A 26,402-nucleotide genomic window follows, 5' to 3' on the forward strand; every position below is an offset into this window, starting at 1 on the left:
ACCGGAAGTTCAACTTCCCGAACAACTTTCGCCCGCGGTTTGGGGTGGGACCGCATCGAGCCTGGTGCGAATGAACCTGGCAACGTCGCGTAACGCAGCCCGGCTCTCCGGCAAGCCAGGCCACACGGCGGGAAACGCGTGAACCTGACCGTTCCAGATCTGCAGCGAGCACGGCACCCCCGCGGCGGCGAGCCGCTGCGCCATCACCTCCGAATCAACTCTGAGAACCTCGGATTCGGCGGCGATCAGCAACGACGGTGGCAGCGCGGCCAGATCGCCGTCGACAGGTGAGTTCGTCTGTCCGCCAAGCTTTCCGATCGCTATCAATGCCGACACCGGGGCGATGACGTCGCGTCGAGCATTGGCGTGAACCGATTTGGTGGTGCAATCGAGATCGAGGAGCGGCGAGAGTCCGACCAGCCCGGCGGGAACCTCGATTCCGGCGGCAACAGCTGCAAGCGCCGTCGCGAAAACCAGAAAACCTCCGGCCGAATCACCAACGAAGACAACCTTTTCCGGCAGTACTCCCTGTTCGAGGAGCCACCGGTATGCACCCAGACAGTCGTCGACGGACCCACTGATGCTCGTGCTCGGCAACTGCCGATACGCGACGTGCAGGACCGGAAGGCCGGTTCGCTTGGCGATGCCGGCAACCACCGGTCGATGCGTGTTGAGCCCGCAACACATGAACCCGCCGCCGTGCAGGTAGAGAACTACACCGTCGCGCAGATCAGCCGTCGAGCCTGCCGTCCGCACGAGCTCACCGTCGAAACCTGGAAAACGAATCGCTTCCCGATCGATTCCGGAGGGAATGCGTACACCTGCGGCCGAGTCCAGCACTGCGGCGCGGCGCATGGCGCCAGGCGTCAGTGGAGCGATCCCGACCACTGGCCGAAGCATCCATCGACACGCGTTGTAGAGGACCTGCGATTCGATACTCGGCCTGCCGTAGCGAGTTCCGGTCCTACGACTGACAGTCGGCAACAGAGACATCTGTCCAGATTAGAAGCGATCAGGCACCGAAGAGGTCGACTTCGTCGAGATCGTCGACGATCGTGACCTTTCGTTTCCGCCCGCCGATGACCTTCCCCAGACCGCGCAGTCCACCGGACTGAGCTTTCGGGGCGGGTTCGATGCGCTGCGGCGCAACTCTCGTCCGCGCTGCGCGCTGTACGGGCTTGGGCGCGGGAGCTGATGCCGGTGCCTCCGGAACGACGGGCGCCGCCGGAACCTCGGGTTCGGGAATCTCTGTTGGAACGACCGCTTCCGGCTCCACGAAGCCCTGAGCAACCGGGGCCTCGGGTGCGACCTCAGCCACCTGCTCCACCTGCACCGGTCCGTCGATCAGCGGGATGTCCGACGCCCACCGGACCCGATACTCGAGGCCGCGCGCCGCCAGTTCACGCGCGAGATCCGCGTGCCAGACCCCGTCTTCGCCGTCGCCGTACGCCCGTGCGTCGGAGCTGACCCAGATCACGTCGACGCCCGGGTTCCGGTCGGCAAGATCGAGCACGGTCAGCCAGTTCAGGGTCGCCGGATATCCGTCACGTTTCTTCTTGTCGGTGTAGGGCCGACGCAGCGAGATCGCCCTCTCGGCCACCTCGAGATGCGACACGTCGACTGGATCGACCACTTCGACGCCGATCGCCACGAGGTCTTCGATCACGTCGTCGACATAGCCGTCGGCCTTGTCGTGAGCTGCGTCGACGAATCTGGTGAGGTCGCGCCGCAATCCCAGTCGGTCGTACATGCGCGCCTGGACGCTCAGGGCCGCGATCATCTCCGCCGATTCCTCGCGATAGCGACTCGCAACTTCGAGAACGACCAATCGCGGCACGACGACGCGGTGTCCGAGTGCGCGAGCGTCGGCGATGGCGGCGTCGAACCGTGCGCCCCTGGTCAGGGCCGAAGAATCGAGAACGATGATCATGGGCTCGATTCTCTCCCACGAAACCGGACGAATGCGCTAATCCACCCCGAACCGTTACTTGATCTTGAAGATCACTGCCCGCTGAACGATGAAGTTGATGACCGTCGCGGTGCCCTGCGCGATGACGAAGGCCAGCGGTGTCCGCCACCAATGTTCGTCGAAGACATGGACCATCACTTCGTTGAGTCCGACCTGGACCGCAAAAGTGACCGCGTACAGCGCAACAACCGCGATGAAGCGGGCGCGAGAAGGCTCGGCCTTGAACGTCCACCGACGATTGATGAGGTACGCCGTCGTGGTGCCCGCGACGAAGCTCAGCGATTTTGCGGCGACGCGCGGCAATCCCAACGCAAAGAGCAGTACGTACAGCCCGTAGTCCACGACCGCCGACAGCCCACCCGTCGCGACGAACCGGACGATCTGCGTTTTCAGGTCCATCGCGTCGTCGGCGATGTCCGTCGTGACCGGAATCTCGACGGGCAGCGGGACGTGGGGTTCGTGCTGGTGACTTGCAGGTGTTTCGGGCACGACGACGAGAGTAACCACTCGAGTCGGAGCCGTCGGCACTACTCCCAGGTAACCTCTACCTTGATGTCCACGACAGCAGAAGAGACGCCGAAGCCGGCTCTCCACACCCAAGCCCGCACCCTCACCGGTTGGGGACGCACCGCCGCCACCACCGCACAGGTGCTGTCCACCCCCGACGTGGAAGTGATCGCGAACGCGGTCGCCCAGGTTGCGGAACAGAACGATTCCAAGCCCTCGCATCTGCGACGCGGCGTCATCGCGCGCGGCCTCGGCCGCTCGTACGGCGACCCGGCACAGAACGCCGGCGGGCTGGTCGTCGACATGAATGCACTCAGCCGCATTCATCGCATCGATCGCGACACCGCTCTGGTGGACGTCGACGCCGGCGTGAATCTGGACCAGCTGATGAAGGCTGCTCTGCCGTTCGGCCTGTGGGTTCCGGTCCTGCCGGGTACTCGCCAGGTCACGATCGGCGGCGCCATCGGCTCGGATATCCACGGCAAGAACCACCACAGCGCGGGCAGCTTCGGCAACCACGTCGTGTCGTTGGATCTGCTGACGGCCGACGGCAAGGTTCGCACTCTCACCCCCAAGGGCGGGCGCAACGATCCCAAGGCCGCGCTGTTCTGGGCCACGATCGGCGGCATGGGCCTGACGGGCATCATCCTGCGCGCCACCATCAAGATGACACCGACCGAGACGGCGTACTTCATTGCCGACGGCGACGTCACCAACAGCCTCGACGAGACCATCGCGCTGCACAGCGACGGCAGCGAGGCCAACTACGAGTACTCGAGCGCCTGGTTCGACGCGATTTCCGCGCCCCCGAAGCTCGGTCGTGCGGCAGTCTCGCGCGGATCGTTGGCGAAGCTCGATCAGCTTCCGGCCAAACTGCAGAAGAACCCGCTCGCATTCGATGCACCGCAGTTGCTGACGTTCCCCGACGTCTTCCCGAACGGGCTGGCCAACAAGTTCAACTTCACCGCGATCGGTGAGGTCTGGTTCCGCAAGTCCGGCAAGTATCGCGGCAAGGTCCAGAATCTGACGCAGTTCTACCACCCCCTCGACATGTTCGGTGAGTGGAACCGCGCGTACGGATCCAACGGATTCCTGCAGTACCAGTTCGTGGTTCCGCCCGAGGCCGTCGACGAGTTCAAGAAGATCATCGTCGACATCCAGCGCAGCGGGCACTACTCGTTCCTCAACGTGTTCAAGCTGTTCGGCGAGGGCAACCAGGCGCCGCTGAGCTTCCCGATCCCGGGCTGGAACATCTGCGTCGACTTCCGTATCAAGCCGGGCCTGAACGAGTTCGTCACCGAACTCGACAAGCGTGTCCTCGAATTCGGTGGACGCCTCTACACGGCCAAGGATTCGCGAACGTCCGCGGAAACCTTCCACGCCATGTACCCGCGCATCGACGAGTGGATCGCGACGCGCCGCAAGTACGACCCCACAGGCGTTTTCGCCTCCGATATGTCCAGAAGGCTGGAACTGTGATCAACGCTGTAGGTAACCCGCAAACCGTTTTGCTTCTCGGTGGAACCTCCGAGATCGGCCTCGCCATCTGTGAGGAATACCTGAAGAAGGCGCCGCTCCGCGTCATTCTGGCGGCTCTTCCCGGCGACCCGGGACGCGAAGCTGCGGTCAAGCAGCTCGAAGCGAAGGGCGCCACCTCGGTGGAGCTCATCGACTTCGACGCCGTTGATTTCGAATCGCACCCGAAGGTCATCGACCAGGCGTTCTCCAACGGGGACGTCGACGTCGCCATCGTCGCCTTCGCGCTGGACGGTGACTCCGAAGAGCTGTGGCAGAACCAGCGCAAGGCCGTTCTGGTGGCAAACGTCAACTACACCGCGTCCGTCTCGGTCGGCGTTCTTCTCGGCGAGAAGATGAAGGCTCAGGGCTTCGGCAAGATCATCGCGATGTCGTCGGTTGCCGGCGAGCGCGTCAAGCGTGCCAACTTCGTCTACGGCTCCACCAAGGCGGGCCTTGACGGCTTCTACCTCGGACTCGGCGAGGCTCTCGCGGAATTCGGACCGCAGGTAACCGTCGTTCGCCCCGGCATGGTGCGCACCCAGTTCAGCGCCCACGTCAAGGAAGCTCCGCTGACGGTCAACAAGGACATCGTCGCGAAGCTCGCTGTTGCCGCCTCGGACAAGGGCAAGGAAATCGTCTGGACTCCCGGCCCGTGGCGCTTCGTCATGATGGGTCTTCGCCACGTGCCGCGCCCGATCTTCCGGAAGTTGCCGGTTTAAGCTCCTCCCGTGCCAGAAACAACAACTGCTCCGAGTACAGACCTTTCGACCCCGTCGCCGTGGCGCAATGCCGCGGCGACGGTGGTGGAAATGGTTCTCGGAGCGCTGGTCGCCGCTGTTGTAGCCGCTGTCGGGCTCTTTGCTTTCGGCCGAGTGCAGTGGCCGGCGTTCACGTCGTCCAACGTCACGCAGGCGGTCACGACGGTCCTGCAGGTGCTCTGCATCGCGGTGATCGGTATCGCGGTTCTGATGTTCCGCGCCCGCAAAGCCGAGCGGGTCGCGAAGCTCCTCTCGTGGGCAGGGCTCTCCGGCTTCGTCACCACGACGCTCGGTCTTCCCCTCGCGGCGACAAGTCTGTATCTGCACGGCGTCTCCGTCGATCAGCAGTTTCGCACCGAGTACCTGACCCGGTTGACGGATTCTGCTGCGCTGCAGGACATGACGTACGTGGATCTGCCGCCGTTCTACCCGGCCGGCTGGTTCTGGATCGGTGGACGCGTCGCGAACCTACTGGGCATGGACGGCTGGGAAGCCTTCAAGCCTTATGCGATCGGTTCCCTGGCAGTCGTCGCCGTCGTCGCACTCGTGTTGTGGACCAAGCTGATTCGACGCGATTGGGCCGTCGTCGCAGCACTGGCCGTCACTGCCGTCGTGTTGGCGTACAACTCTCCCGAGGCGTACGGCGCCGTCATCAACCTCCTGATCCCGCCGGTGCTGATCCTGGCGTGGGGGGCTCTCGATCGCCCGGGTGCCTCTCGATTTGCCGGAGCCGGCGCAATTCTCGGAACTGGCCTGTTCCTCGGTTTCGCCGCAACCGTCTACACGCTGTACCTCGGATTCGCCGCATTCGCCGTGACTCTGATGGCCGTCGTTGCCGCAGTACTTGCCGCACGCGCCCAGAACACATGGAAAGCCGCGCTTGGCCCCCTCGTCAGGCTCGCTGTCATCGCCGTGATCTCCGGACTGGTCGCTCTGACCGTCTGGACGCCGTACCTGTTGAAGGCACTCTCCGGTGCCACCGCAGAATCCGGCACGGCAATGCATTACCTCCCCGATTCCGGTGCGGTGCTGCCCTTCCCGATGCTGAGTTTCTCGCTCGTCGGCGGCCTGTGCCTACTCGGCACGGTCTGGCTGATTTCGCGGTTCCTGTTCTCCCGCCGCGCCCGAGCACTCGGTATCGGTGTCATTGCCGTCTATCTGTGGGCGCTGCTGTCCATGACGTTCACCGTTGCCGGCAGCACGCTCCTCGGATTCCGGCTGGAGCCAGTGCTGATCGGACTGCTTGCCGCCGCCGGTGTGTTCGGTTTCTTCGAGTTCGCCGGCTGGATCGTCCTGGCCACCAGCGAAAATCCCCGCGTCAAAGCGGTACTCGTTGCACTCGGTGTCATCGGAGCCATCGCCTTCGCGCAGAACATCCCGCAGGTGCTGGCACCGGATATCGCTGTGGCATACAGCGATACCGACGGCAACGGTGAGCGCGGCGACAAGAGGCCACCCGGGGCCGAAGCCAATTACGCCGATATCGACCGGATCATCCGTGAGCAGTTGGGACGCGAACCCCACGACACGGTGGTGCTCACTGCCGACATCGGCTTCCTGAGCTTCTACCCGTACTTCGGCTTCCAAGGATTGACGTCGCACTACGCGAACCCGCTCGCCGACTTCCGCGCCCGCGCCGCGCTGATCGAGCAGTGGTCGGAACTGAAGACCCCTGACGAACTGATAGCTGCACTGGACTCGGCGCCGTGGCGCAGCCCCGACGCCTTCGTCTTCCGCCAGGGCGCCGACGGATACACACTGCGGTTGGCCGAGGACGTCTATCCCAACGACCCGAACGTCCGCCGCTACACGGTCACGTTCCCCAAGGAACTGTTCGACGATCCGCGATTCACGGTCACAGAGCAGGGTCCGTTTGTGGTCGTTACCCGCTCTGACGCGATCTAACCAGGAGATACGTCACAAAAGGCTTACCGCCGGGGTCGTTGACGCGACCCCGGCGCACCCCTAACTTCATACCGTGACCCGAACCGATGCCCGAGCGGCAATGATCGATGCAGCCGAGCGTCTGGTTGCCGAGCGAGGTCTGGCCGCTCTGACGCTTCGAGATGTTCAGACCGAAGCCGGGCAGGCCAACAAGTCGGCTGCGCAGTATCACTTCGGTTCACGCGAGGGTTTGCTGGCGGCGGTCGTCGAGTCCAGAATGCGACCTGCCGGTGACCGTCGGCGTGACTTGCTCGATGCATTGGATCTGGAGTCGGATCCGCCCACGATGCGTGCTCTCGTCGAGGCTCTGGTCCTGCCGTTGGCGGAACAGACCATCTACCGTGAGGGCACTTTGTACGCACGGTTCCTGGTGCAGTCGATCTTCGACCCGGCCATGTCGTCGACCATCCGCGATCACATGCAGGCCGAGAGCTTCCGCGAAGTCCAGCGACGGATCGTCGCTGCGTCCTCGTTGCCGGCAGAAATCGCCGAGCTTCGGGCGGGAACTCTGACCGTGCTCGCCGTCGTCACTTTTGCCACCTGGGAGGGCCGCGTCGACAGCCGAGAACGTGCTCACGTCATCGTGGCCGACCTGATCGAAAGTTGCCTCGGAGCACTCTCGGCCCCGGCTGCGCAAATCTGACACGCCACCCGGCGAGTTTGTTTCCGAAACTGCCGGGGTACTCAGCCCCTCCAAGCGCAGTCGAGCAAACGGCCGCATCAACCACCGGCGGGGTAGGTGATGACAGTGAGCGAACTCGTTGCGCAAAGCCGCGAGCTTGTACCGCATCGTGCAGTTCTCGATTCCGCAGAGCATGTTCTGGTCATTGCTCGCGGCAAACCGTTCGGGCGCGAGCAGGCCTTTCACGAAGTGTTGAGTGTCGCGATTCGCAACCGCATCGAAGTCCTCACTCTGGCAAGGGCTCTCATCGACGTGTCCGAGTCTCGCGACTACCGCGCGATCCCGACCGACACCGCGCACACCGTTGCGGTGCTCGAATGGGGCGAACTGCTCGAGATCCCGACCGAACACCACGAGAAGTCCAGAGCCGAATCGGCTGGGGACGTCGATGAATCCAGCGAACCCGACGACCCGGTCGAACCCGAGTATCTGGTCGAGACCGACGTGGGCGGGCGCGTCGTCTTTGTCGCCCTCGCGTTCACGATCGGCGGGATAGTCGGATTCTTCGCGCACGACTGGGCACTCCTGCTTCTGATCACCGCCGTGTACCTCGTGTGGATCGCGGCACGACTGGTCGCGAAGCTCGTGAGTGTTTCCCGCAGCGCTCATTGGGCGGACGCGGAGCCTATTCGTGGCACCGCGTCAACCACTCACAGCGCGGAACGCTCCCACCACCACGCTGTTGCAGCGTGACGGCGGGAGCGCCGGTACTGCACTACAACCGTTGCGGCACACCGTAAGTAACTACGGTATCGCCATTCGAGGTGACAGCCTTCGCGTACGGCCTGATGGTCACCGGCCCGATTGCTCCCTGAACGTATCCGTGAACTCCGGAAAGCCGAACGGCCGCTTCGGGACCGTCGAATTCCTGATCTTCGAGCAGCGCGACGTCGGTGATACCGCCCGGCGCCAGATCGACGTCCAGTTCCTGTGACGGAATGATGTCGCCGCCGATGGCGAACCCGTTCGAAATGTCCAGGCCCAGTTCGAAGTCCGGAACCAGACCGATACCGAGGTTGGTTCCACTCTCGACAGCCCAGTCGAGACCGGGGCTGTTGAGAACGACCGTCGCGCCGGTCAACGCGATCGGATAGCCGATCTGATAACCGATCGTCAGCTTCGTGCCGGTGAAACTTGCTGCGTCCGGCCCGTCGATCTTCACGCCGGCAACCCCGTCGTGGAAGAACTCGACGCTCAGCGGTGAGCTGTCGAGAGGCGGAAAGACGTGGATAGCGGTATCAGCCTGGTAGACCTCTATCCGATTTCCTTTGACGTCGGTGATCGAACTGGTGTTGTCGACGCCTGCCGACGCCGTCCCACCCCCCAGGACAACGGCCAACAGGGCCACTGCTCCCACTGCGCTACTGCGAACTGCTGTCTTCGACATGCACAAGCACCATCCCATCCGGTATAGGCCCCGGACGTAGGTTCCAACTCTTCGTCGAGGATGGGATTCGTCGGGGCTGCCTGAACAAACGCGAGCAAGATCCTTGTTGCGATACCCCGGTCACGAACCCGTCAAACGATGCACGAAAACATTACTTTCCGGACAAGTCGGGCGGACCGGTTTGTCCCGCTGACTACGCCCGCTCGCGGACGCGAACCGTTTTGTTCGTTACTCTGACAGTGGAAGTTATCGAATCGAGACCTAAATAGGCCACCCCGAACTTCTGAGAACTGCGACTTCAGGGATGGGCGCCAGAACCGAAAGGCACCGACTGCATGACCGAGACCTTGCCCGACGTCCAACTGCTCGAAGAAGCACGTCCAGGGCGAGTCCGTTCAGCAGTGCGGCGCTCGGTCGTCCAGCGTGGGCGTCTTGTGGACCTCGCGATCATGGCGACGTTCACCGTTGCGGCGATCTACGTGATGTCGAACCTGTGGAGCGATCTTCAGTCCGGCTACCTCTTCAACGCAGGACGCGATCAGGCGATGTGGGAATGGTTCTTCGCCGACACCGCCCACGCGCTCGCCCAGTTCCGCAGCCCGCTGTTCAGTGACCTGCAGAATTACCCGCTCGGTGTGAACCTGATGGCCAACACCGCGATGTTCGGCATCAGCATCCCGCTGGCCCCGATCACGCTGATCTTCGGACCGACGGCCACGTATGCGATCGGGCTGACCGCCGGCCTCGGCGGCACTGCCATCGCCTGGTACTGGGCATTCTCGCGGCACGTACTGACCGGTGTCTCCGTCCGCTCCAAGATCGCCGCCGCCGTCGGAGCGGGGTTCTGCGGATTCGCGCCCGCCATGATCTCGCACGCCAACGGTCATCCGAACTTCGTCGCTTTCTTCGTACTCCCCTTCATCTTCTTGCAGGTAGTACGCATCTCGAACGGCAAGCGTCCGGTTCGCGACGGAATCGTTCTCGGCCTACTCGTCGCGTGGCAGATCTTCCTCGGCGAAGAGCCGCTCCTCATCTTCACGATGTCAGCCATGGTGTTCGGCGCCGCCTACGCCCTGCCCGACCTGGCCAAGTCCCGCCAGGCGATCAAGCGCGCGATGCCCGGCCTCGTGATCGGCGGCGCAGTCACACTCCTGATCACCGCGGTGCCGCTGTGGTCGCAGTTCTTCGGCCCGGCGAGCTACGACGGCGTCTCACACGGTCAGGCCGGCAACGACACCGCTGCACTCACCACGTTCCCGACCGAATCGGTCGCGGGCGATCCCGAGGGCGCGGAGTTCCGGATGAACCCGACCGAGGAGAACGCGTACTTCGGCTGGCCGTTGGTGCTCCTGCTTCTCGGTGCAACGGTGTGGTTGTGGCGCATCCGCCTGACCCGCGCTGCGGCCGCCGTGATCGTCGTCATGGGTGTGCTCTCACTCGGGTCAGAACTGACCATCGACGGTGACAAGACCGGCATCACCCTGCCGTGGAAACTCCTTGCCGACTTGCCGTTGTTCGAATCGGTGCTCGAATCCCGATTCGCCATGGGCGCGATTCCGGCGATCGGACTGCTGCTCACCCTCGGCACCTACCGCGCTTTCGTCGAACTTCGTGGACCGCGCCGCACGGCGGCCGGTGTCTGGCTGGTGGCGCTCGCCGTCGCGATGATTCCCCTCATCCCGACGCCCATCGACGCCGATCAGCGATCTGCGACCCCAGCATTCATCACCAGCGGCTCGTGGGAGAACTACGTCAGCGACGGCACCTTGGTGACGGTCCCCGTCGCGAGCGCCGAAGACGCCCGCGCACTGAGCTGGCAGGTCGACGCCGACTTCGGCTTCCCCATCGCCGGCGGGTACTTCGTCGGCCCGGATTCGAAGACCCGCGCCGGAATCTACGGCGCCGAGTCCCGGCCCACCTCGACCCTGCTGGTCAATGCCAAACAAACCGGCAAGGTTCCGTTGATCGACGTGGGCACCAGAGCCAACGCGCTGACCGACCTGCGGTACTGGCACGCCGACGTCCTGGTGCTTCCCCGATTCTCCGGCGACGACGCCCTGCGCCACACGGTCGACGAGCTGGTCGGCTTCGACGCCAAGCGCGTCGACGACGTGTGGGTGTGGGACGTACGAGACCTCGTGAGCGGCAAGACCTCGAACCAGAGCTAGCCAACTGCAGGGTTGATCAGCGGGTCATGATCACCGGACCGTCTTCGGTGATCGCGACCGTGTGCTCACTGTGCGCAGCCCTGGCGCCCGAAACGGTACGGAGGGTCCACCCGTCGGCGTCGTGCCGGTAGTCGTCGGTTCCGTCGGCGATGAGCATCGGTTCGATGGCGATGACCAGGCCGGGCCGCAGCCGGAAGCCTTTGCCTGCTCGACCTTCGTTGGGCACGTCCGGCCCTTCGTGCATCTCGCGGCCGATGCCGTGCCCACCGTGATCGGCCAGCATGCCGTACCCGCGTCCGCGCGCGTACTGTCCGATCGCGGCACCGATGTCGCCCAATCGGTTTCCGGGCTGAGCGGCGGCAATGCCACGGGCAAGTGCCTCGTCGGTCGCGTCGATCAGTGCCTGATCCTCACTGCTCCCCTGCCCGACGGTGAAGCTGATGGCGGAGTCACCACACCAACCGTCGAGTCTCGCACCGCAGTCGATGCTGACCAGATCACCGTCACGGAGTCGGTACCCATTCGGGATACCGTGCACCACGGCATCGTTCACACTCGCACAAATGGCGCCGGGGAACGGTGTCGGTGCCGTTGCCGGCCGGTAGTTCAAGAACAGCGCCGAGGCACCGGCCGCCGAGATAACCTCCGCGGCAACGGCGTCCAGTTCGAGCAACGTCACCCCGACGTTCGCCGCCGCACGCGCCGCAGCCAGAGCCTGCGCCGTGATTCTTCCCGCCGCCGCCATCGCCTCGATTTCACCTGCGGTCTTGATTTCGACCATCTCGAACACCTTCCTTGTCGAATAACTATACCGGTATTACTATAAGCACATGGTGCGCGTGCCGCTGACGGCGGAAGAACTCGAACGAGGACTACGACTGGGTGAACTCCTGCGATCAGCGCGGGGGGACCGAAGCATGGTTCAAGTAGCGCTCGACGCCGGGATCTCGGTCGAAACTCTGCGCAAGATCGAAACCGGACGCATCGCGACACCCGCCTTCTTCACCATCAGCGCGGTCGCGGAAGTGTTGGGTATTTCACTCGACACCATCGCCCGAACACTTGAAACACCACAATCCGAACAGGAAGTTGCATCCTGAGTAGTTCTCTCAGGATGTGCGGGCCCGCACTCGCCTAACATCGTTCCTTGTGCCGTCTGAAGTAGTAGTGCCCCCGAAACCCGTGCCCACTGGCCCCGACGCTCCCCGAGAATCGGATTCCCAGAGAGTCCGGACGGCACGACTCATCGCGATAGTCACCGGCCTTCTGGGCTTGCTACTTGCACTCGCGACGCCCTTCCTGCCCGTCAAGCAGGAAGCCGCGAGCATCGACTGGCCGCAGGGTGGGACCGTCAACAGCGTCTCGTCGCCGCTGATCTCCTACTCGCCCACATCGCTGGACATCAGCATCCCGTGTTCGACCCTCGGCCAATTGGGCGGCAGCGGCGGCACACTGCTCTCGACCATGCCGAACGGTGCTCCGGACCGAAACGCTCGCGGCCTCACCGTCCGCACCACGGCCGACCGCCTCGAAGCACTCACCCGCGATTCGGTGCTGATCTCGGCCCCGCTCGATCAACTGAGCGGATGCACCGCGCTCACCATCACGACCAACTCCGAGCAGACCGTCGCAGCCGTCACCGGAATCGACGGCGTCGGCGCCACCTTGACCGGCGACTACCGCCCACAGGTGGTCGGCATCTTCACCGACCTGCAGGGCGCAGCCCCCGCCGGACTGTCCGCCCACATGGACGTCGACTCCCGGTTCTCGTCCAGCCCCACACTTCTCAAACTGTTCGCGATGATCGTCGCGGCACTCTCGACCATCGTCTCGCTGTACGCACTGCACCGGATCGACGGCGTCGACGGCCGTCGTGCGCGGCGGTTCCTACCGGCACGGTGGTGGAAGTTCACCGGCATCGACGCCCTGGTTATCGGCACGCTGGCGCTCTGGCATGTGTTCGGCGCCAACACTTCCGACGACGGCTATCTGCTCGGCATGGCCAGAGTCTCGGAGCACTCCGGGTACATGGCGAACTACTTCCGTTGGTTCGGCGTCCCCGAAGCGCCCTTCGGTTGGTATTACGACGTGCTGGCTCTGTTCGCGAAGGTCAGCACCGCGAGCATGTGGATGCGCCTGCCCGCGTTGATCGCCGGCATTCTGTGCTGGATGGTCATCAGCCGCGAGGTGATACCGCGACTCGGTGTTGCGGTGCGCCGCAACAAGGTTGCCATCTGGACCGGCGGGCTCGTGTTCCTCGCCTTCTGGTTGCCGTACAACAACGGCCTGCGTCCCGAGCCCATCATCGCCCTCGGCGCTCTGCTCACGTGGTGCTCCATCGAACGCGCCATCGCCACCGGACGTCTGTTGCCCGCCGCGATGGCGGTGCTGATCGCCGCATTCTCGTTGGCCGCCGGGCCTTCGGGCCTGATCGCGATCGGCGCGTTGATCGCCGGCGCCCGGCCGATCCTGCAGATCCTGATCGCCCGCGGCAAGCGCGTCGGCTTCCTGTCCCAGATCATGCCGATCCTCGCGGCCGGAACCGTGGTGCTCGTCGCCGTCTTCGCAGATCAAACCCTCGCGACAGTTCTCGAATCCACCAGGGTGCGAACCGCAGTCGGACCGAACGTTCCGTGGTTCGAGGAACGGTTGCGGTGGGACGCACTGATGACCATCTCCCCCGACGGTTCACTGGCGCGCCGCTTCGGCATGTTCGTCATGATCGTCGGACTCGTCTTCTGCGTGATGATGATTTTGCGCAAGGGCCGGATCCCCGGCACCGCGATCGGACCGTCGCGCCGAATCCTCGGCATCGTGTTCGCATCGCTGCTCCTGATGCAGTTCACCCCGACGAAGTGGACTCACCACTTCGGCGTGTACGCCGGGCTGGCCGCCACGGTGGCCGTGCTCGCTGCCGTCGGCGTGAGTGCGTCGAGCATGCGTTCCAAACGAAACCGCGCGCTGTTCGCCGCCGGCATCCTGTTCATCCTCGCTGTGGCGTTCACGAGTTCCAACGGCTGGTGGTACGTCTCGAGTTACGGCGTCCCGTGGTGGGACAAGCCGCCGTCAATCGCCGGCAAGGGATTCTCGACGGCCTTCCTCGGTCTCACCATCCTCGCGCTGCTGCTGGCAGCCTGGTACCACGTCATGGAGCCGCGCGAGCGAAACGGCACAGAAGACGGCGTCGAGAAGACGGACAGCGTCGAGAAGACAAGGCGCCTTCGCCTCCTCGCCCCGTCACCGTTGACCATCGCAGCGGGAGCTGTCGTGCTCTTCGAGGTGCTGTCCCTACTCAAGGGAGCAGTCGCGCAGTACCCGGCGTATTCGATCGGCAAGTCCAACATCGAATCGGTCTTCGGTGGCAGCTGCGGTCTCGCAGGCGAGGTACTCGTCGAGTCCGATCCGAACGCCGGCGTTCTGCAATTGGTCGACAGGCCCACCGATCTCGCCGGCGCCGGTGCATTCGGCGCGAGCGAATCGACCGGATTCTCCCCGGACGGGGTCGCAGGCGATCTCACGGCCGATGCCGAAGACTCGACGGCAGGTAGTGCAAACAGCCTCGACACGACCACATCTCAGTCCGGCACCACCACCACGCCCGGAACCGGATCCGGAACTGCCGGCGGCTCGCAGTCCACGGCGGGCGTCAACGGCAGCAGCGTCGCGCTCCCGTTCGGGCTCGATCCCGCAAAGACGCCGGTGCTCGGCAGCTACGGAGCACCCCAGAACGCGTCGCTGACCACCGGTTGGTACTCACTACCCGAGCGCAACGACGCCGCACCGCTCCTCACCGTCGCGGCTGCGGGACGTATTCGCTACGTCAATTCCGACGGCATCGTCACCCCCGGCGCGGTACTGCAGGTCGAGTACGGCAAGAAGCAGGCCGACGGAAGCGTCGATGCGCTGGGACGAGTCGATCCGATCGACATCGGCCCGTCGCCGTCGTGGCGCAACCTGCGCGTTCCGATGGATCAGCTGCCGGCCGACGCCGACACCGTGCGTCTGGTGGCCAGTGACACCGACATCAGTGCGGACCAGTGGCTGGCGGTCACACCGCCGCGAGTGCCGACGATGCGCACGCTGCAGGATGTCGTCGGATCCACCGATCCGGTACTGATGGACTGGGCCGTCGGTCTGGCCTTCCCATGCCAACGTCCGGTCGATCATCTGTACGGCGTCGCCGAGATCCCCGAGTGGCGCATCCTGCCCGACCGCATCGGCGCAGAGTCCACCAACGCCTGGCAGGACCACTACGGTGGCGGACCACTCGGTTGGACCAGCGAACTGCTCTCGGCCAGAGCGTTGCCCACCTATCTGGACAACGACTGGGATCGGGACTGGGGTTCGCTCGAGCAGTACACACCGCTCGATTCGGACGCGGTTCCCGCGCAGATGAACGTCACCACCGAGACCCGGTCGGGCACCTGGACACCGGGCCCGATTCGTTACCAGTCGTAACTGTTACGCGTGGACCTACCAACCACCCGGGCACGGTAGGTCCACGCTCAGCCCTGACATACCATCGGTAGCCGTGCCCGACGCCGTGACAGCTTCACCTCAGACTTCGAGTTCGCCGCCTCCTGCTGGTCAGGATGCCCGCGAGCGTTTCCATCGCACTCGATGGGTCGCGATCATCGCCGGCTTGCTCGGCTTCGTGCTCGCACTGGCAACTCCGTTGCTTCCTGTCGTGCAGACGACGGCCACGGTCAACTGGCCACAGAACGGCGTGATCGGCGACGTCGAGGCACCTCTGATGGCGCAGGTTCCCATCGACGTCAACGCGTCGATCCCCTGCACCGCGGTCAGCTCGCTCCCCGAGGGTGGCGGCATCCTCATGTCGACAGCGCCTGCTCAGGGCGACGGCGCCGCACTCTCCTCGATGTTCGTCCGCGTGTCCGCGACCAGTGTCGACGTGCTCGATCGCAATGTCGTGGTCGCTTCGGCGGCGCGCGAGGACGTCGAGTCGAGTCGCTGCGGAGCCATCGCGTTCAGCTCGGACGTCAATCGGACCGCCGCAGAGTTCGTCGGCCTGACCTATCCCGACGGCAACCCGATTCGTGGCCAGCTCGACGGCGACTTCCGCCCACAGGTGGTCGGTGTCTTCAGCGACCTGCCCGACGGCGCTGCCCCCGACGGCCTCGGCTTCTCGATGACGATCGACTCACGATTCTCGTCGAGCCCCAGCGTCGTGAAGCTGGTCGCGATGATCGTGGCCGTCCTCTCGACCATCGTCGCGCTGATCGCCCTGGCCCGCCTCGACGGCACCGACGGCCGCAAGCACCGACGCTTCCTGCCTGCACGCTGGTGGAAGTTCTCCGGCATCGACGGAGTTGTGGTCGGCACACTGGTCGTCTGGCACTTCATCGGCGCGAACACCGCCGACGACGGTTATCTCCTCACCATGGCCCGAGTCTCGCCGGACGCGGGATACATGGCCAACTACTTCCGTTGGTTCGGCGTTCCCGAGGCTCCGTTCGGTTGGTACTACGAAGTGCTGGCCGTGATGGCGAAGATCTCGACCGCGAGCCCGTTCATGCGCCTGCCCGCTCTGCTCGCCGGAATCCTCTGCTGGATGGTCATCAGCCGCGAGGTCGTCCCGCGTCTCGGCCGGGCGGTTCGCCGGAGCAACGTCGCCCTGTGGACCGGCGGGCTGGTGTTCCTGTCCTTCTGGCTGGCGTACAACAACGGTCTTCGCCCCGAGCCCATCGTGGCTCTCGGCGCACTGCTCACCTGGTGCTCCATCGAGCGCGCCATCGCCACCGGACGCCTGCTTCCCGCGGCCACCGCAATCTTGATCGGTGCCTTCACTCTTGCCGCCGCACCCACCGGATTGATGTGTATCGCAGCCCTTCTCGCCGGTGTGCGCCCATTGGTGCGCATCGTCGTCAAGCGTCACCGACTGGTCGGCACACTGCCGCTTCTCGCACCGATCGCCGCTGCCGGAACCATCGTGCTGGTGGTCATCTTCGCCGATCAGACCTTTGCCGGCGTCATGGAAGCCACGCGCGTCCGAACGATCATCGGCCCCAATCTCGAGTGGTACCAGGACTTCCTGCGCTACTACTACCTCTTCGTCCAGACCGTCGACGGCTCGGTTGCCCGACGCTTCGCGTTCTTGACGATGATCCTGTGCCTCTTCACGACGCTCTTCGTGTTGTTGCGCCGCGGCCGCGTCCCCGGCGCCGCAACCGGTCCGTCGTGGCGCCTGGTCGGCGTCGTCTTCGGCACGATGTTCCTGATGATGTTCAACCCCACCAAGTGGACTCACCACTTCGGTGCGTACGCGGGCATCGCCGGTTCTCTCGCCGCGCTGACCGCCGTCGCCGTGTCCGCGTCGGCCCTGCGCTCACGTCGTAACCGATCGGTGTTCGTGGCCGGACTGCTCCTGATGCTGGCGTTGACGTTCGCCGGTATCAACGGCTACTGGTACGTCTCGAGTTACGGCGTGCCGTGGTTCGACAAGACCATCTCCTACGACGGCCGTGAATCCAACACACTGTTCCTCGCGCTCTTTGCTCTCGCTTTGGCCTTTGCCGCCTGGCAGTACCTGCGTGAGGGATTCGCAGCTCCGCCCGAGAAGCCGAACACAGCCAAGGGCAGACGAATTCGCAAGTTCGCAGCCGCTCCGCTCACCGTGATCGCCGGTCTGATGGTCCTGTTCGAGGTGCTCTCGCTGCTCAAGGGAGCGGTGTCGCAGTACCCGGCGTACTCGCTGGGCCGAAGCAACATCGAGGCACTCGCGGGCAAGACCTGCGGCATGGCCGAGGACGTTCTGGTCGAGACCGACGTCAATTCCGGGAATCTACGGCCGCTCACCGCTCCCGGATTCAACGCCGAGGATCCGTTGTCCGGAGTTGATTCGAAGGGCTTCTCCCCCAATGGGGTTCCGAGCGATCTGACTGCGGATTACATCGAAGTCAAGCAGGGCATGGGCAATACCGACACCCAGAGTGTCGGCCCCAGCTTCGCCACCGGTTCCGGCGCCGGAACCAGCGGCGGCACCGGCAACATCGGCGTCAACGGCAGCACGGCCAAACTCCCCTTCGGTCTCGATCCGTCGAAGACGCCGGTCATGGGCAGCTACCAGCCCGGCGTGCAGGAACCTGCTTCCCTCATCTCGAGTTGGTACGGATTGCCCACTCGCAGTGAAGAATCACCGCTGGTGGTCATGTCCGTGGCGGGCCGCGTGTGGTCCGTCGACAACACCGGTGCGATCACGTACGGCCAGTCGCTGCTGGTCGAGTACGGAAAAACTCAGCCCGACGGAACCGTGCAGGTCCAGGGTTCGTACATGCCGCGGGACATCGGGCCCGCGCCGTCGTGGCGCAACGTCCGCATCCCCATCGACGAACTCGCGCCGGACGCCGACGCCGTTCGAGTGGTCGCGTTCGATCCCAACCTCACAGGCGATCAGTGGATGGCATTCACGCCGCCGCGCGTGCCGAAGCTCGAGTCCCTGAACTCGTACATCGGCAACGAGCAGCCGGTCCTCCTGGACTGGGCTGTCGGCCTTCAGTTCCCATGCCAACGTCCGTTCACACATCAGAACGGTGTGGCCGAGATGCCGAACTTCCGCATCCTCCCGGACCGTCCCCTGGCCGTCAGCTCCACCGACACCTGGCAGTCCGCGGACAACGGTGGCCCACTCGGATTCACCGAGGTCCTCGCCGGTGCGACGACGGTTCCGACGTACCTGAAGGACGACTGGGCGCGGGACTGGGGATCACTCGAGCGGTACGACCGGTACTTCCCCAATGCTGTTCCGGCAGAGGTGGAGACGGGCACGGCAACCCGCTCGGGCATGTGGATGCCCGGCGAGATGCGGGTGCACTAGCCTGCGCTGCCTACTCGGGTGACTGCTCGGGTGCGACGTACGGAGACGGCCGAGACCGCTCCGACAACGACGATGCACCCGAGTAGTTGCCCAACGCCTGGCCGTTCACCGAGCAGCACAACCGCCAGCAGTACGGCGAGCACCGGTTGCATGAGCAGGAGCGTCGCGCCTACCTCGGCGGGAAGCCGAGGGAGCGAGTGTCCCATCAGCATCCAGCCGAACACCTGGCCCACCAGCGCCAGTGCCGCGAGCCAGCCGAACGCTTCCCAACCCGGAACGAAATCGATCCGGCCCCACAGTGATCCGATCACGGAGCCGGCGATGCCCGCGGACGTCGTCGAGATCAACACCTGGCTCGCTGCCCGATCCGCCTCGCCCGTCCGGCCGACCACGAAGATGTAGCCGCCGTAGGCGATTCCGGAGACGAGCGAGAGCGCCGTTCCCCACAGCAGTTCGTCGCCAGTGCCCCCGCCCCCGAACACGCCGCCCGCCAAGGCGATTCCCGTGAACATGAACGGCAGGGCAAAGACGAAGCGCATCGGAACCTTGTTACCGAACACCAACCAAGACAGTGTGGGCACCACGATCACCTGCACGTTCACGACGACGCTCGCCATACCCGCGCCGATCATGAGAATCGACTGCGACCACAACGCGAAATCCAATCCGAGCAGCAGACCGCCCAGCACCTGCAGAACGACTGCCCGCCTGCTCGGCTTGCCCACCCGGCGGTACTCCCGCCACGCCAACCACAACAGCGGCGGCAAAGCGAGGAAGCAACGGAAGAAGACTGCCGTCGAAGGCTCGACATCGGCCAGCTTGATGAGGAGCGAACTGATCGAGATCGCAGCTGCGCCTCCGACGACAAGCAGTCGAGGGTCGATGCGCCCCCGAGGAGTTCGGGTGGGTGTCGGTGTCTGCGCAGTCGCGGAGGTCAGAGTGGTCACTCGACAATGTTCCTGCCGCTAACTATTCAGCACAAGCAAATGTTCAGACCGTATATTCAGTAGTATTACTACCGTGTTGAATCTCGAAAGACTTCGCGCCCTGCACGCTGTCGCCGAGAACGGATCAGTGGCGGCAGCCGCCCGCACCTTGCATGTCACACCGTCCGGCATTTCGCAGCAGTTGAACAAACTCGAGCGCGAGGTCGGTGTTCCGCTCCTCGAACCACAGGGCCGCGGTGTGCGACTCACCGAAGCGGGCCGGATCCTCGCGCGCCGAACCGCAGAGGTTCTCTCGACGCTTGCTCAGGCCGAGGCGGAAATCGCGTCGCTGCAGAGCGAAGTGACGGGCCGCGTACGTATCGGCGCCCTGGTCTCCCCCAGCAGGACGGTGCTGCCGCGAGCCATTGCCGAGATCAGGCACGCACACCCCCAGCTCGAAATCACCTTCAACGAAGGCGAATCCGAAGAACTGCTCCCCGCACTCATTCGCCGCGACCTCGACGTCGTGGTGGTAGACAGCTGGAGCACTCTGCCCGTCGAACTTCCCGACGGACTCTCCTTCACACCCGTGTACGACGACGTGGCGCTACTTGCACTCCCGGCATCACATCCGCTGGCGGAGAACAAGGTTGTCGCACTGAGCGAGCTGTCCGAGCATGCCTGGGCGACGTGGACGCGGGGAACGGATTTTCACACCTTCACCGTCAGGACCCTGCGTGCGCAGGGGTTCGACCCTCGAATCGAGTACGAGGTCGCCGAATTTCCCACCCAGGTCGAATTCGTCGCTCAGGGTCTCGCCGTCGCTTTGATTCCGCGACTGGCGAGAGTTGTACCGCCGGAAGGTGTTCGAATGCTCGACACGGTTCCGCCGTTGGGGCGAGACATCTACCTCGCCTGGCGGACCGACAGCGAGAGGCCGGCCGTCCTGGCGGCGATAGAAGCGCTACGCCGCCAGTTCGACCTTCTGGGATGAACCTCAGTGATCGCTTCGCCAACCCGTTCCGTCGAATGACGGACACCGTCGGCCAACAGCATGATGTTTGAGGGCTAACCGACCGATACCCTTTGTCATACATGCCTTTTAGGCTCGAGGGTATCCACCCCTTCGAGTACCAGGAGCATCATGATCGATCTGACCGGCAAAGTTGCACTCGTAACGGGGGGCTCTTCGGGTATCGGCAGGGCTATCGCTGAAACACTGTCGGCGGCGGGTGCCCGAATCGTGGTCGCCGATCTTTCCGAACAACCGCGAGAGGGTGGACCCACGACTACGGAGTTGCTCGAATCGCGTGGAGGAGTGTCCGAGCACGTCCACCTCGACGTCTCGGACAGCAGAGAAGTGACAACCGTTTTCACCGAGACCTCTCAGCGACACAACGGAATAGACATACTCGTGAATAACGCCGGCATTCTCGTCGCCGGGACTGTCCTCGAAACCGACGACGATCTGTGGCGTCGACAGATGTCGATCAATGTTGACGGCACGTTCTATTGCACCAGGGAGATGATCCGACAGCTTCGCGCAATCAATCGGGGTGGAAAGATCGTGAACATCAGTTCCATCAGCGGGTTTCGAGGAAACCCCGGCTTCGCGGCCTACTGCGCCTCGAAGGGCGCGATCGTCAACTTCACACGACAGGTAGCGCTCGACTACGCACCTTACGGCATCAACGTCAACGCAGTAGCTCCCGGATTCGTAACGACTGCGATGACGGATTCATACGACCAACCAACACGCGAGATATTGACCGGCCAAACCCCGAGGGGGCAGTGGGCCACTCCGAAAGATATTGCAAACGCTACCTTGTTCCTGGCATCCGATCTCTCCGATCATGTTGTCGGAGAGAATATCCTGGTCGACGGAGGTTGGACCATCGGCACTCCGACGGGCGGACAGTAGCAAAATCGTCGGGCGGTCTCGGTGTCGAGCGACGCCGAGACCGCTTCGTTGTCACCGCAGCGGCAGGACAATGCCCTCAGCAGTCGCGATTCCCGCCGCCGCCACTCGTGAGTGGCAGTCGAGTTTGTCGAGTATGCGTTCGACATGTGTTGCAACAGTGCGATGACTCGCATGTAATTCTCTGCCTATTTCGGCGTTACTGAGCCCGCGGGCGAGATACGTGAGTACCTCGAGTTCCCGAGCCGTCAGATTCCGGGGCGCCTTTTCGTGACGGAGCGTCACCAGCGATCCAGCAGCTACGGGTGTGACGGACATACGCATCGTATGTCCGTCGGGCGAAACCCAATAGAGACTTCGAGGGCCGCCGAGGGAAACTGCAATACGCATTTGTTGGTACAGCGCACCATCCTCGTGGAGATGTTCTCCACGCGCCGTGCCCTCAACATCGGACACCGATCCTTCGTCGGTCAAGAATGCAGCCTCTTCCGAACCATCGACCAACAGTTCCCAACTGTCCCCATCGTTTGCCCGCAAACCGTCGGTCAGCGTCGCGATGAGGGGCTGAACAGCGATCAAACAGTCTACGGCCGCGTCACTCAATGGAACCGGAAATGTTGTGCTCAGGTGAAGTGAGCCTGTATATCGACCGTCCCGTGTGAACAGACAAGTCGTGACTCCTTCGTAGAAACCGGAAGGTTGAAAGACCTCTCGCGCACTGAAGTTGTCAGCGTAATTCGGAATATCGCACCAGCGCAGCGGCCGCGAACGTCGAAATCGCATAGCGAGAAAGGCGGGGTCGTCGACGGTGAACCCCTGATTGAGATACGAACTCACTTCTCCCGGGTATTCGGATGCTGCAACGGTGAAGTGACGCTGCCTTCCCATGTCGTAACTCGCGATCGATGCGGCCTCGAACGGTATCTCCTCGTTCAGCCGATCCATGACTGCCGATGCTCTCTGGCCGACAGGTGCATTTTCTAAGCATATCGACGCGATGTCCGCCACAGTGGCGAGCGTGTGATGAGTGAGCGCCATGTCGCCATCCTCACTTCGATCGATGCGCGCCACATGGCGACAATCGACCAGTCGGTTTCTCGTGCACGATCCCTGTCGAAAGTTGAAGCGCATCAAGACTTTTCCAGGGATTCATCCGAAGATTCATCGGCTGATAGCACCGTAGAATACCGCGGAACCACGCTTTTCGGGTGACAATGACCGCTTTGCCGAGACAGTGGGCTGCCTCCCCGGGCGGCCATCAACAGATCGCTCGCAGTCGGCCGGAGCCGCTGCCCGAGGATTCCGCGAAACGGACTCCTAGCAGCGACTCCGACCGAATAGTGAGAACGAAGCGATGGGTGTGTGAACGGCATCCAGTCAGGACGCTCGCAGTGCCCCGTCCTGTCGCACACGCACCGGGCTCCGACCGGCCTCGAAAAGGGTATCGACGCGACGACGATCTGCGTCGGTCCGACCAGTGATCGCCGAGACCGACAGGAAGACAACGAGGTTCACTGCCATTCCGACGATACCGGCGGTGAGCCCGCCAAGGCCCGCAATGTCGTCAGGGTAGATCCAGGTCAAGATCACCGCGACGCTGAACCCGGAGAGCATGCCGGCAACAGCACCATGCTTGTTACCACCGCGCCAGAAGAGTCCCAGAAACAGAGGAATCGACAATTGCACGATCCCCTGGTACGAGATCTGAGCAAGGAGCTGCAAACGAGCCATGTCGAACGTGAGATACGCGACGACGCCGGCGACCGCCATGAATACGACCATGCTGGACTTTGCAACAGCCGTCAACTGTCGATCCGATAGCGGACGCTTTTCCGAATTGATGATGTCGTTCGCAATCTGCAGACCGCACACCTGGACGCTGCCGTCGATATGCCCCATGGATGCTGCGAAAACAATCGTGACCGCCAGACCCAGCATCCAGGTTCCACCGTATTGGTACATCAGGGTGAACCAACCATTCTGCGGCACCTCGTGCACTTCTGCGATGGTCGACGCAGCGAGTCCCACAAGCATCAACAAGCTGTAGAAGACCCCCGAGATCACGACGGTGCGGATAGTGCCCGCCTTGACTGCTCGCACTCCGGAGGCCGTGTAGATACGCTGGAAACTTGTTGGCCAACACAGTGATCCGACAACACCAGTGAAGATCAGTGCAAACAGGTAGAAGGGCCCGTATGCGTCGCCATCACCTGGTACCCGCAACATCTCCACCGGCAGTTCCGCCAACGCCCCGAAGCTGATGGGTGATCCACCAAATCCGACGAGCATGAGCAGACACACCAATCCGGCAACCACGTAAGCGACTATCCCCTGGAACAGGTCGGTCATGATAAGCCCGCGCATGCCCATCTTGACTGTCCAGATCTGGCGAACGACGATGAGCGCCAAGCCGACCAACAGGCAGGTTGTGACGGACCATTTGCCTTCGCTGGCAACTTCGAGGAGTTGCCCCAGCGCTTGCATTCCGAGCACCACCCACGGGAACAACGACACCACACCGATCACACTGGCAATCTTCTTGACCAATGTCGAGTCGAACCGCAGCCCAAGAAGGTCTGGTTGAGAACGTAATTCGTATCGAGCTCCCCATCGCCAGGCCTTTGTGGCCATGAAATACATCATCGCGACGCCTAGCCCCGAGTAGGCCAGTCCGTAAAATCCGAATACTCCGGCACCAGCCGCCAAACCGAAGAAGGCGATGAAAACCGCACCCGGCCACCAAGAGTTGACGTAGGACATCGCGACGAACCATGGACCATAGCTACGACCACCCACCGAATACTCGGTGAAGGACGGCGCTTCGCTGCGCTTGGTGGCGTAGAGGATATAGACGACGACAGCATAGAAGACTGTCAACATTCCGAGCATGATCAACATGTCATTCTCCAGTCGGCGAACTCGGTGACCCAACAGAGGGGCCGGATACCACAGCGAAGGCCTCGTCCAGTTCGCCCCTGATGCCTTCGACCAGATAGAGCGCCCACAGACTCAGCCCGACCAACAACCCGTCGAAGAGCCAGTAGAAGATACTGAACGGCAGCCCCAAGATTCGTGTCGAGACACCACTTGCTGCGAGATACAACGGCGGAAACAGCGCGAGCAGAAGGCTTATGCCATATAGGAAACCGAATGTCACATGAATTGTTCGCGGCTCGAGTTGCCGAATGAACTCTTTCATTCTGCCTGCTCCTCGAGTCCACACCAGTCGATCGCAAGCGCGGCAAAAGTTCTTGCAGCAGTGTGAACTTCGTCGATCAGACAGTACTCGTCATCTGCATGAGACACCCGCAGGTCGCCGGGTCCGTAGCTGATCGCGGGAACGCCTGCCATTGTGAGAAAAGAAGTATCCTCAACCGCACAGAACCCGGCAACGGTTGGTGCACCGGCAAACCGTGTCCCACCCGCGGCAGCGATGTGTGCCTGGGAGATCGCTTGGGTGATCTCAGCTGCCGACTCTCCCGGGTCGTTCGCCGGCCAACTGAGTTTCCATTCGACGGTCGGCGGATTGTCCCGCAGCCAGCCGTCGGTCCGCGCTATCGAGTCGATTTGCGCCTCGATCTCCTGCTTGACTGTTTCAGGGTCGTCCTGAGGTGGGTACCAAACGCAGTACTCGATGGTCATGTATTCCGAAAGAATGAACGGCACAAGCACTCCGTGTGGACCACCCGTCACTACACCGGGATGAATCGAGAAATGCCCAGGAGCGAAGAGCGGGTGCGTCTTCGTGAATGCCCATTCTTCTTCGAGGCGTTGAAGTGCCTGAAAGACGAGAAACCCCTTGTCGATTGCGTTGACGCCGACCTTGGACCCGCCACCGCCGGCTCTGATCGTCTGACCACGCATCGACGAGTGAGTAGCTTTTCCTGCCACTGTCACCGAGAACCAGAGCAGACCTGGGGTCACCGGGATTACGCCGAGTTGAGTCGGACCGCTCGGTTCGGCCACGACAGCAGCATCAGCCCGATACCCGCGTTCCAGGGTCGACGAGATCCCGCATTCATGGTCCATGACCTCTTCCCCGACAACCGCCTGGATGATCAGATCGCCACGAAGTGAGATACCGGCACGTTGCAGTGCCTTGACCGCGAAAGCCTGTGCGACCAGCCCTGCTTTCATATCGCTTGCGCCGCGACCCCACACTCGGTCACCGTCGACTCGACCAGAGAACGGGTCTCCCGATTCCCACCGCGCAACATTTCCTGGGGGTACGACGTCCACGTGCCCGTTGTAGATCAACGAACGCCCACCACCGGAGCCGGAAACAGTCCCCACAGCGTTGGTCCGCTTGGCTTCGACTTCCCATCTCTCCACATCGGCGCCACTGTCCTGATAGATCTCGGACAGCACGTTACTGACTTTGCCCTCCAGGCCTACGACTTGGTCGTAGGCCTGGCCGGGATATTTCGGATTCACGCTGGGAATAGCGATGATCTCCGACAACACTGTGACCATGTCCTCAGCCAACGCATCGACAGCGTCGAACGCGCGACGTTTCGCTGCCACTTCGGATGGGGGTCCGGACAACTCCGTGGGATTACTCACCATGTGCTCCTGGAATGTAGGTGAATCGACTTGAACCAGAAAGAGTCCCGTGCATTCATGGACGGAATACTTACTGCGGCAGCAGATTCGCCGCGAGTAGACAAAGACTAGATGTGAACAAGGTCACGCAACATCAGCAACTCGACCCCAGATGAGCACCTGCGGGGACACGTTCATCCGTCAATCAACGGATCCCTGGATCGTCCGACAGGCAGCCCGCACCCGGAT

21 protein-coding genes are annotated in these 26,402 nt (G+C 63.0%); 11 read left to right on the top strand and 10 right to left on the bottom strand.

The annotated features are described in order from the left end of the window. Positions 1-9: 9 nt before the first annotated feature. Genes DBV08_RS05890 through DBV08_RS05900 form a run of 3 tightly spaced genes read right to left on the bottom strand, consistent with a single transcriptional unit; the run spans position 10 to position 2,458 of the window. A complete protein-coding gene (locus DBV08_RS05890; protein WP_124566831.1) occupies positions 10-993 on the bottom strand; it encodes an alpha/beta hydrolase in 984 nt (327 codons plus the stop codon). 19 nt (positions 994-1,012) lie between these two features. Further along, positions 1,013-1,930, bottom strand: coding sequence for a PIN domain-containing protein (locus DBV08_RS05895; protein WP_124566832.1), 918 nt, complete (start codon positions 1,928-1,930; stop codon positions 1,013-1,015). Between the two features lie 54 nt (positions 1,931-1,984). Further along, positions 1,985-2,458, bottom strand: a complete 474-nt coding sequence (locus DBV08_RS05900; RefSeq protein ID WP_269590777.1) for a GtrA family protein — start codon at positions 2,456-2,458, stop codon at positions 1,985-1,987. Positions 2,459-2,521: 63 nt separating this feature from the next. On the opposite strand from DBV08_RS05900, the gene DBV08_RS05905 reads away from it, so the two are divergent. The 5 genes from DBV08_RS05905 (at position 2,522) to DBV08_RS05925 (ending at position 8,071) form a co-directional block, all read left to right on the top strand. Beyond that, complete coding sequence (locus DBV08_RS05905) at positions 2,522-3,955, top strand: FAD-binding oxidoreductase (protein ID WP_124566833.1); 1,434 nt, start codon at positions 2,522-2,524, stop codon at positions 3,953-3,955. Further along, positions 3,952-4,713, top strand: a complete 762-nt coding sequence (locus DBV08_RS05910) for a decaprenylphospho-beta-D-erythro-pentofuranosid-2-ulose 2-reductase (RefSeq protein WP_019746424.1) — start codon at positions 3,952-3,954, stop codon at positions 4,711-4,713. The genes DBV08_RS05905 and DBV08_RS05910 overlap by 4 nt, the downstream gene beginning before the upstream one ends. A 90-nt stretch (positions 4,714-4,803) precedes the next feature. Beyond that, positions 4,804-6,657 carry a galactan 5-O-arabinofuranosyltransferase gene (locus DBV08_RS05915; RefSeq protein ID WP_124567032.1) on the top strand — a complete coding sequence of 618 codons (1,854 nt, stop codon included), beginning with the start codon at positions 4,804-4,806 and terminating at the stop codon, positions 6,655-6,657. A gap of 73 nt (positions 6,658-6,730) precedes the next feature. After that, complete coding sequence (locus DBV08_RS05920; RefSeq protein WP_124566834.1) at positions 6,731-7,339, top strand: TetR/AcrR family transcriptional regulator; 609 nt, start codon at positions 6,731-6,733, stop codon at positions 7,337-7,339. A 99-nt stretch (positions 7,340-7,438) separates the two neighbouring features. After that, positions 7,439-8,071 carry a hypothetical protein gene (locus tag DBV08_RS05925; protein WP_206029639.1) on the top strand — a complete coding sequence of 211 codons (633 nt, stop codon included), beginning with the start codon at positions 7,439-7,441 and terminating at the stop codon, positions 8,069-8,071. A 22-nt stretch (positions 8,072-8,093) separates the two neighbouring features. Here the strand turns inward: DBV08_RS05925 and DBV08_RS05930 are convergent, their stop codons facing one another. Beyond that, on the bottom strand, positions 8,094-8,765 hold the full coding sequence (locus tag DBV08_RS05930) for an MspA family porin (protein ID WP_020968119.1): 672 nt from the start codon (positions 8,763-8,765) through the stop codon (positions 8,094-8,096). Positions 8,766-9,100: 335 nt separating this feature from the next. Between DBV08_RS05930 and DBV08_RS05935 the strand changes: the two genes are divergently transcribed. Continuing rightward, positions 9,101-10,933: a glycosyl transferase gene (locus DBV08_RS05935; protein WP_124566835.1), complete on the top strand. Its 1,833-nt coding sequence runs from the start codon at positions 9,101-9,103 to the stop codon at positions 10,931-10,933. Between the two features lie 16 nt (positions 10,934-10,949). Here DBV08_RS05935 and map read toward each other — a convergent pair whose 3' ends face one another. Continuing rightward, positions 10,950-11,714, bottom strand: a complete 765-nt coding sequence (map, locus tag DBV08_RS05940) for a type I methionyl aminopeptidase (RefSeq protein WP_124566836.1) — start codon at positions 11,712-11,714, stop codon at positions 10,950-10,952. Between the two features lie 49 nt (positions 11,715-11,763). Here map and DBV08_RS05945 point away from each other — a divergent pair, with 49 nt between their 5' ends. The 3 genes from DBV08_RS05945 to DBV08_RS05955 all read left to right on the top strand — a co-directional run bounded on the left by DBV08_RS05945 (position 11,764) and on the right by DBV08_RS05955 (position 18,767). Continuing rightward, positions 11,764-12,033, top strand: a complete 270-nt coding sequence (locus DBV08_RS05945; RefSeq protein ID WP_003943854.1) for a helix-turn-helix domain-containing protein — start codon at positions 11,764-11,766, stop codon at positions 12,031-12,033. Positions 12,034-12,115: 82 nt separating this feature from the next. Continuing rightward, positions 12,116-15,391, top strand: a complete 3,276-nt coding sequence (locus DBV08_RS05950; RefSeq protein ID WP_124567033.1) for an arabinosyltransferase domain-containing protein — start codon at positions 12,116-12,118, stop codon at positions 15,389-15,391. Positions 15,392-15,464: 73 nt separating this feature from the next. Further along, positions 15,465-18,767 carry an arabinosyltransferase domain-containing protein gene (locus DBV08_RS05955; RefSeq protein WP_124566837.1) on the top strand — a complete coding sequence of 1,101 codons (3,303 nt, stop codon included), beginning with the start codon at positions 15,465-15,467 and terminating at the stop codon, positions 18,765-18,767. Here the strand turns inward: DBV08_RS05955 and DBV08_RS05960 are convergent. Continuing rightward, a complete protein-coding gene (locus DBV08_RS05960; protein ID WP_124566838.1) occupies positions 18,764-19,714 on the bottom strand; it encodes a DMT family transporter in 951 nt (316 codons plus the stop codon). The two genes, DBV08_RS05955 and DBV08_RS05960, sit on opposite strands and share 4 nt — an antisense overlap. A 73-nt stretch (positions 19,715-19,787) precedes the next feature. Here DBV08_RS05960 and DBV08_RS05965 point away from each other — a divergent pair, with 73 nt between their 5' ends. Together DBV08_RS05965 and DBV08_RS05970 are read left to right on the top strand one after the other, a co-directional pair. Next, a complete protein-coding gene (locus tag DBV08_RS05965) occupies positions 19,788-20,687 on the top strand; it encodes a LysR family transcriptional regulator (RefSeq protein ID WP_003943909.1) in 900 nt (299 codons plus the stop codon). 150 nt (positions 20,688-20,837) lie between these two features. Next, entirely contained in the window at positions 20,838-21,614 is a 777-nt protein-coding gene (locus DBV08_RS05970; RefSeq protein WP_124566839.1) for an SDR family NAD(P)-dependent oxidoreductase, read from the top strand. Between the two features lie 51 nt (positions 21,615-21,665). Here DBV08_RS05970 and DBV08_RS33130 read toward each other — a convergent pair whose 3' ends face one another. From DBV08_RS33130 to DBV08_RS05990, 4 genes are all read right to left on the bottom strand, one after another. Further along, positions 21,666-22,556, bottom strand: coding sequence for a response regulator transcription factor (locus DBV08_RS33130; protein ID WP_185564478.1), 891 nt, complete (start codon positions 22,554-22,556; stop codon positions 21,666-21,668). Positions 22,557-22,988: 432 nt separating this feature from the next. Then, positions 22,989-24,509 (bottom strand): sodium:solute symporter, encoded by a 1,521-nt coding sequence (locus tag DBV08_RS05980; protein ID WP_124566841.1) that lies wholly within the window; start codon positions 24,507-24,509, stop codon positions 22,989-22,991. A 1-nt stretch (position 24,510) separates the two neighbouring features. After that, positions 24,511-24,810: a hypothetical protein gene (locus DBV08_RS05985; RefSeq protein ID WP_124566842.1), complete on the bottom strand. Its 300-nt coding sequence runs from the start codon at positions 24,808-24,810 to the stop codon at positions 24,511-24,513. Further along, positions 24,807-26,174: an ArgE/DapE family deacylase gene (locus tag DBV08_RS05990; RefSeq protein WP_166811751.1), complete on the bottom strand. Its 1,368-nt coding sequence runs from the start codon at positions 26,172-26,174 to the stop codon at positions 24,807-24,809. Before DBV08_RS05990 ends, DBV08_RS05985 begins: the two co-directional genes overlap by 4 nt. Positions 26,175-26,402 lie beyond the last annotated feature (228 nt).

The sequence above is a fragment of the Rhodococcus sp. KBW08 genome, assembly GCF_003852455.1.
Taxonomy (GTDB): Bacteria; Actinomycetota; Actinomycetes; order Mycobacteriales; family Mycobacteriaceae; genus Rhodococcus_F; species Rhodococcus_F baikonurensis.

What these genes read in the sequence shown, in the direction of transcription:
- DBV08_RS05890 (WP_124566831.1), bottom strand. Translation starts at nt 993, where the DNA reads ATGTCTCTGTTGCCGACTGTCAGTCGTAGGACCGGAACTCGCTACGGC.
- DBV08_RS05970 (WP_124566839.1), top strand. Translation starts at nt 20,838, where the DNA reads ATGATCGATCTGACCGGCAAAGTTGCACTCGTAACGGGGGGCTCTTCG.
- DBV08_RS05935 (WP_124566835.1), top strand. Translation starts at nt 9,101, where the DNA reads ATGACCGAGACCTTGCCCGACGTCCAACTGCTCGAAGAAGCACGTCCA.
- DBV08_RS05905 (WP_124566833.1), top strand. Translation starts at nt 2,522, where the DNA reads ATGTCCACGACAGCAGAAGAGACGCCGAAGCCGGCTCTCCACACCCAA.
- DBV08_RS33130 (WP_185564478.1), bottom strand. Translation starts at nt 22,556, where the DNA reads ATGGATCGGCTGAACGAGGAGATACCGTTCGAGGCCGCATCGATCGCG.
- DBV08_RS05945 (WP_003943854.1), top strand. Translation starts at nt 11,764, where the DNA reads ATGGTGCGCGTGCCGCTGACGGCGGAAGAACTCGAACGAGGACTACGA.
- DBV08_RS05980 (WP_124566841.1), bottom strand. Translation starts at nt 24,509, where the DNA reads ATGTTGATCATGCTCGGAATGTTGACAGTCTTCTATGCTGTCGTCGTC.
- map (WP_124566836.1), bottom strand. Translation starts at nt 11,714, where the DNA reads ATGGTCGAAATCAAGACCGCAGGTGAAATCGAGGCGATGGCGGCGGCG.
- DBV08_RS05985 (WP_124566842.1), bottom strand. Translation starts at nt 24,810, where the DNA reads ATGAAAGAGTTCATTCGGCAACTCGAGCCGCGAACAATTCATGTGACA.
- DBV08_RS05925 (WP_206029639.1), top strand. Translation starts at nt 7,439, where the DNA reads ATGACAGTGAGCGAACTCGTTGCGCAAAGCCGCGAGCTTGTACCGCAT.
- DBV08_RS05895 (WP_124566832.1), bottom strand. Translation starts at nt 1,930, where the DNA reads ATGATCATCGTTCTCGATTCTTCGGCCCTGACCAGGGGCGCACGGTTC.
- DBV08_RS05915 (WP_124567032.1), top strand. Translation starts at nt 4,804, where the DNA reads ATGGTTCTCGGAGCGCTGGTCGCCGCTGTTGTAGCCGCTGTCGGGCTC.
- DBV08_RS05930 (WP_020968119.1), bottom strand. Translation starts at nt 8,765, where the DNA reads ATGTCGAAGACAGCAGTTCGCAGTAGCGCAGTGGGAGCAGTGGCCCTG.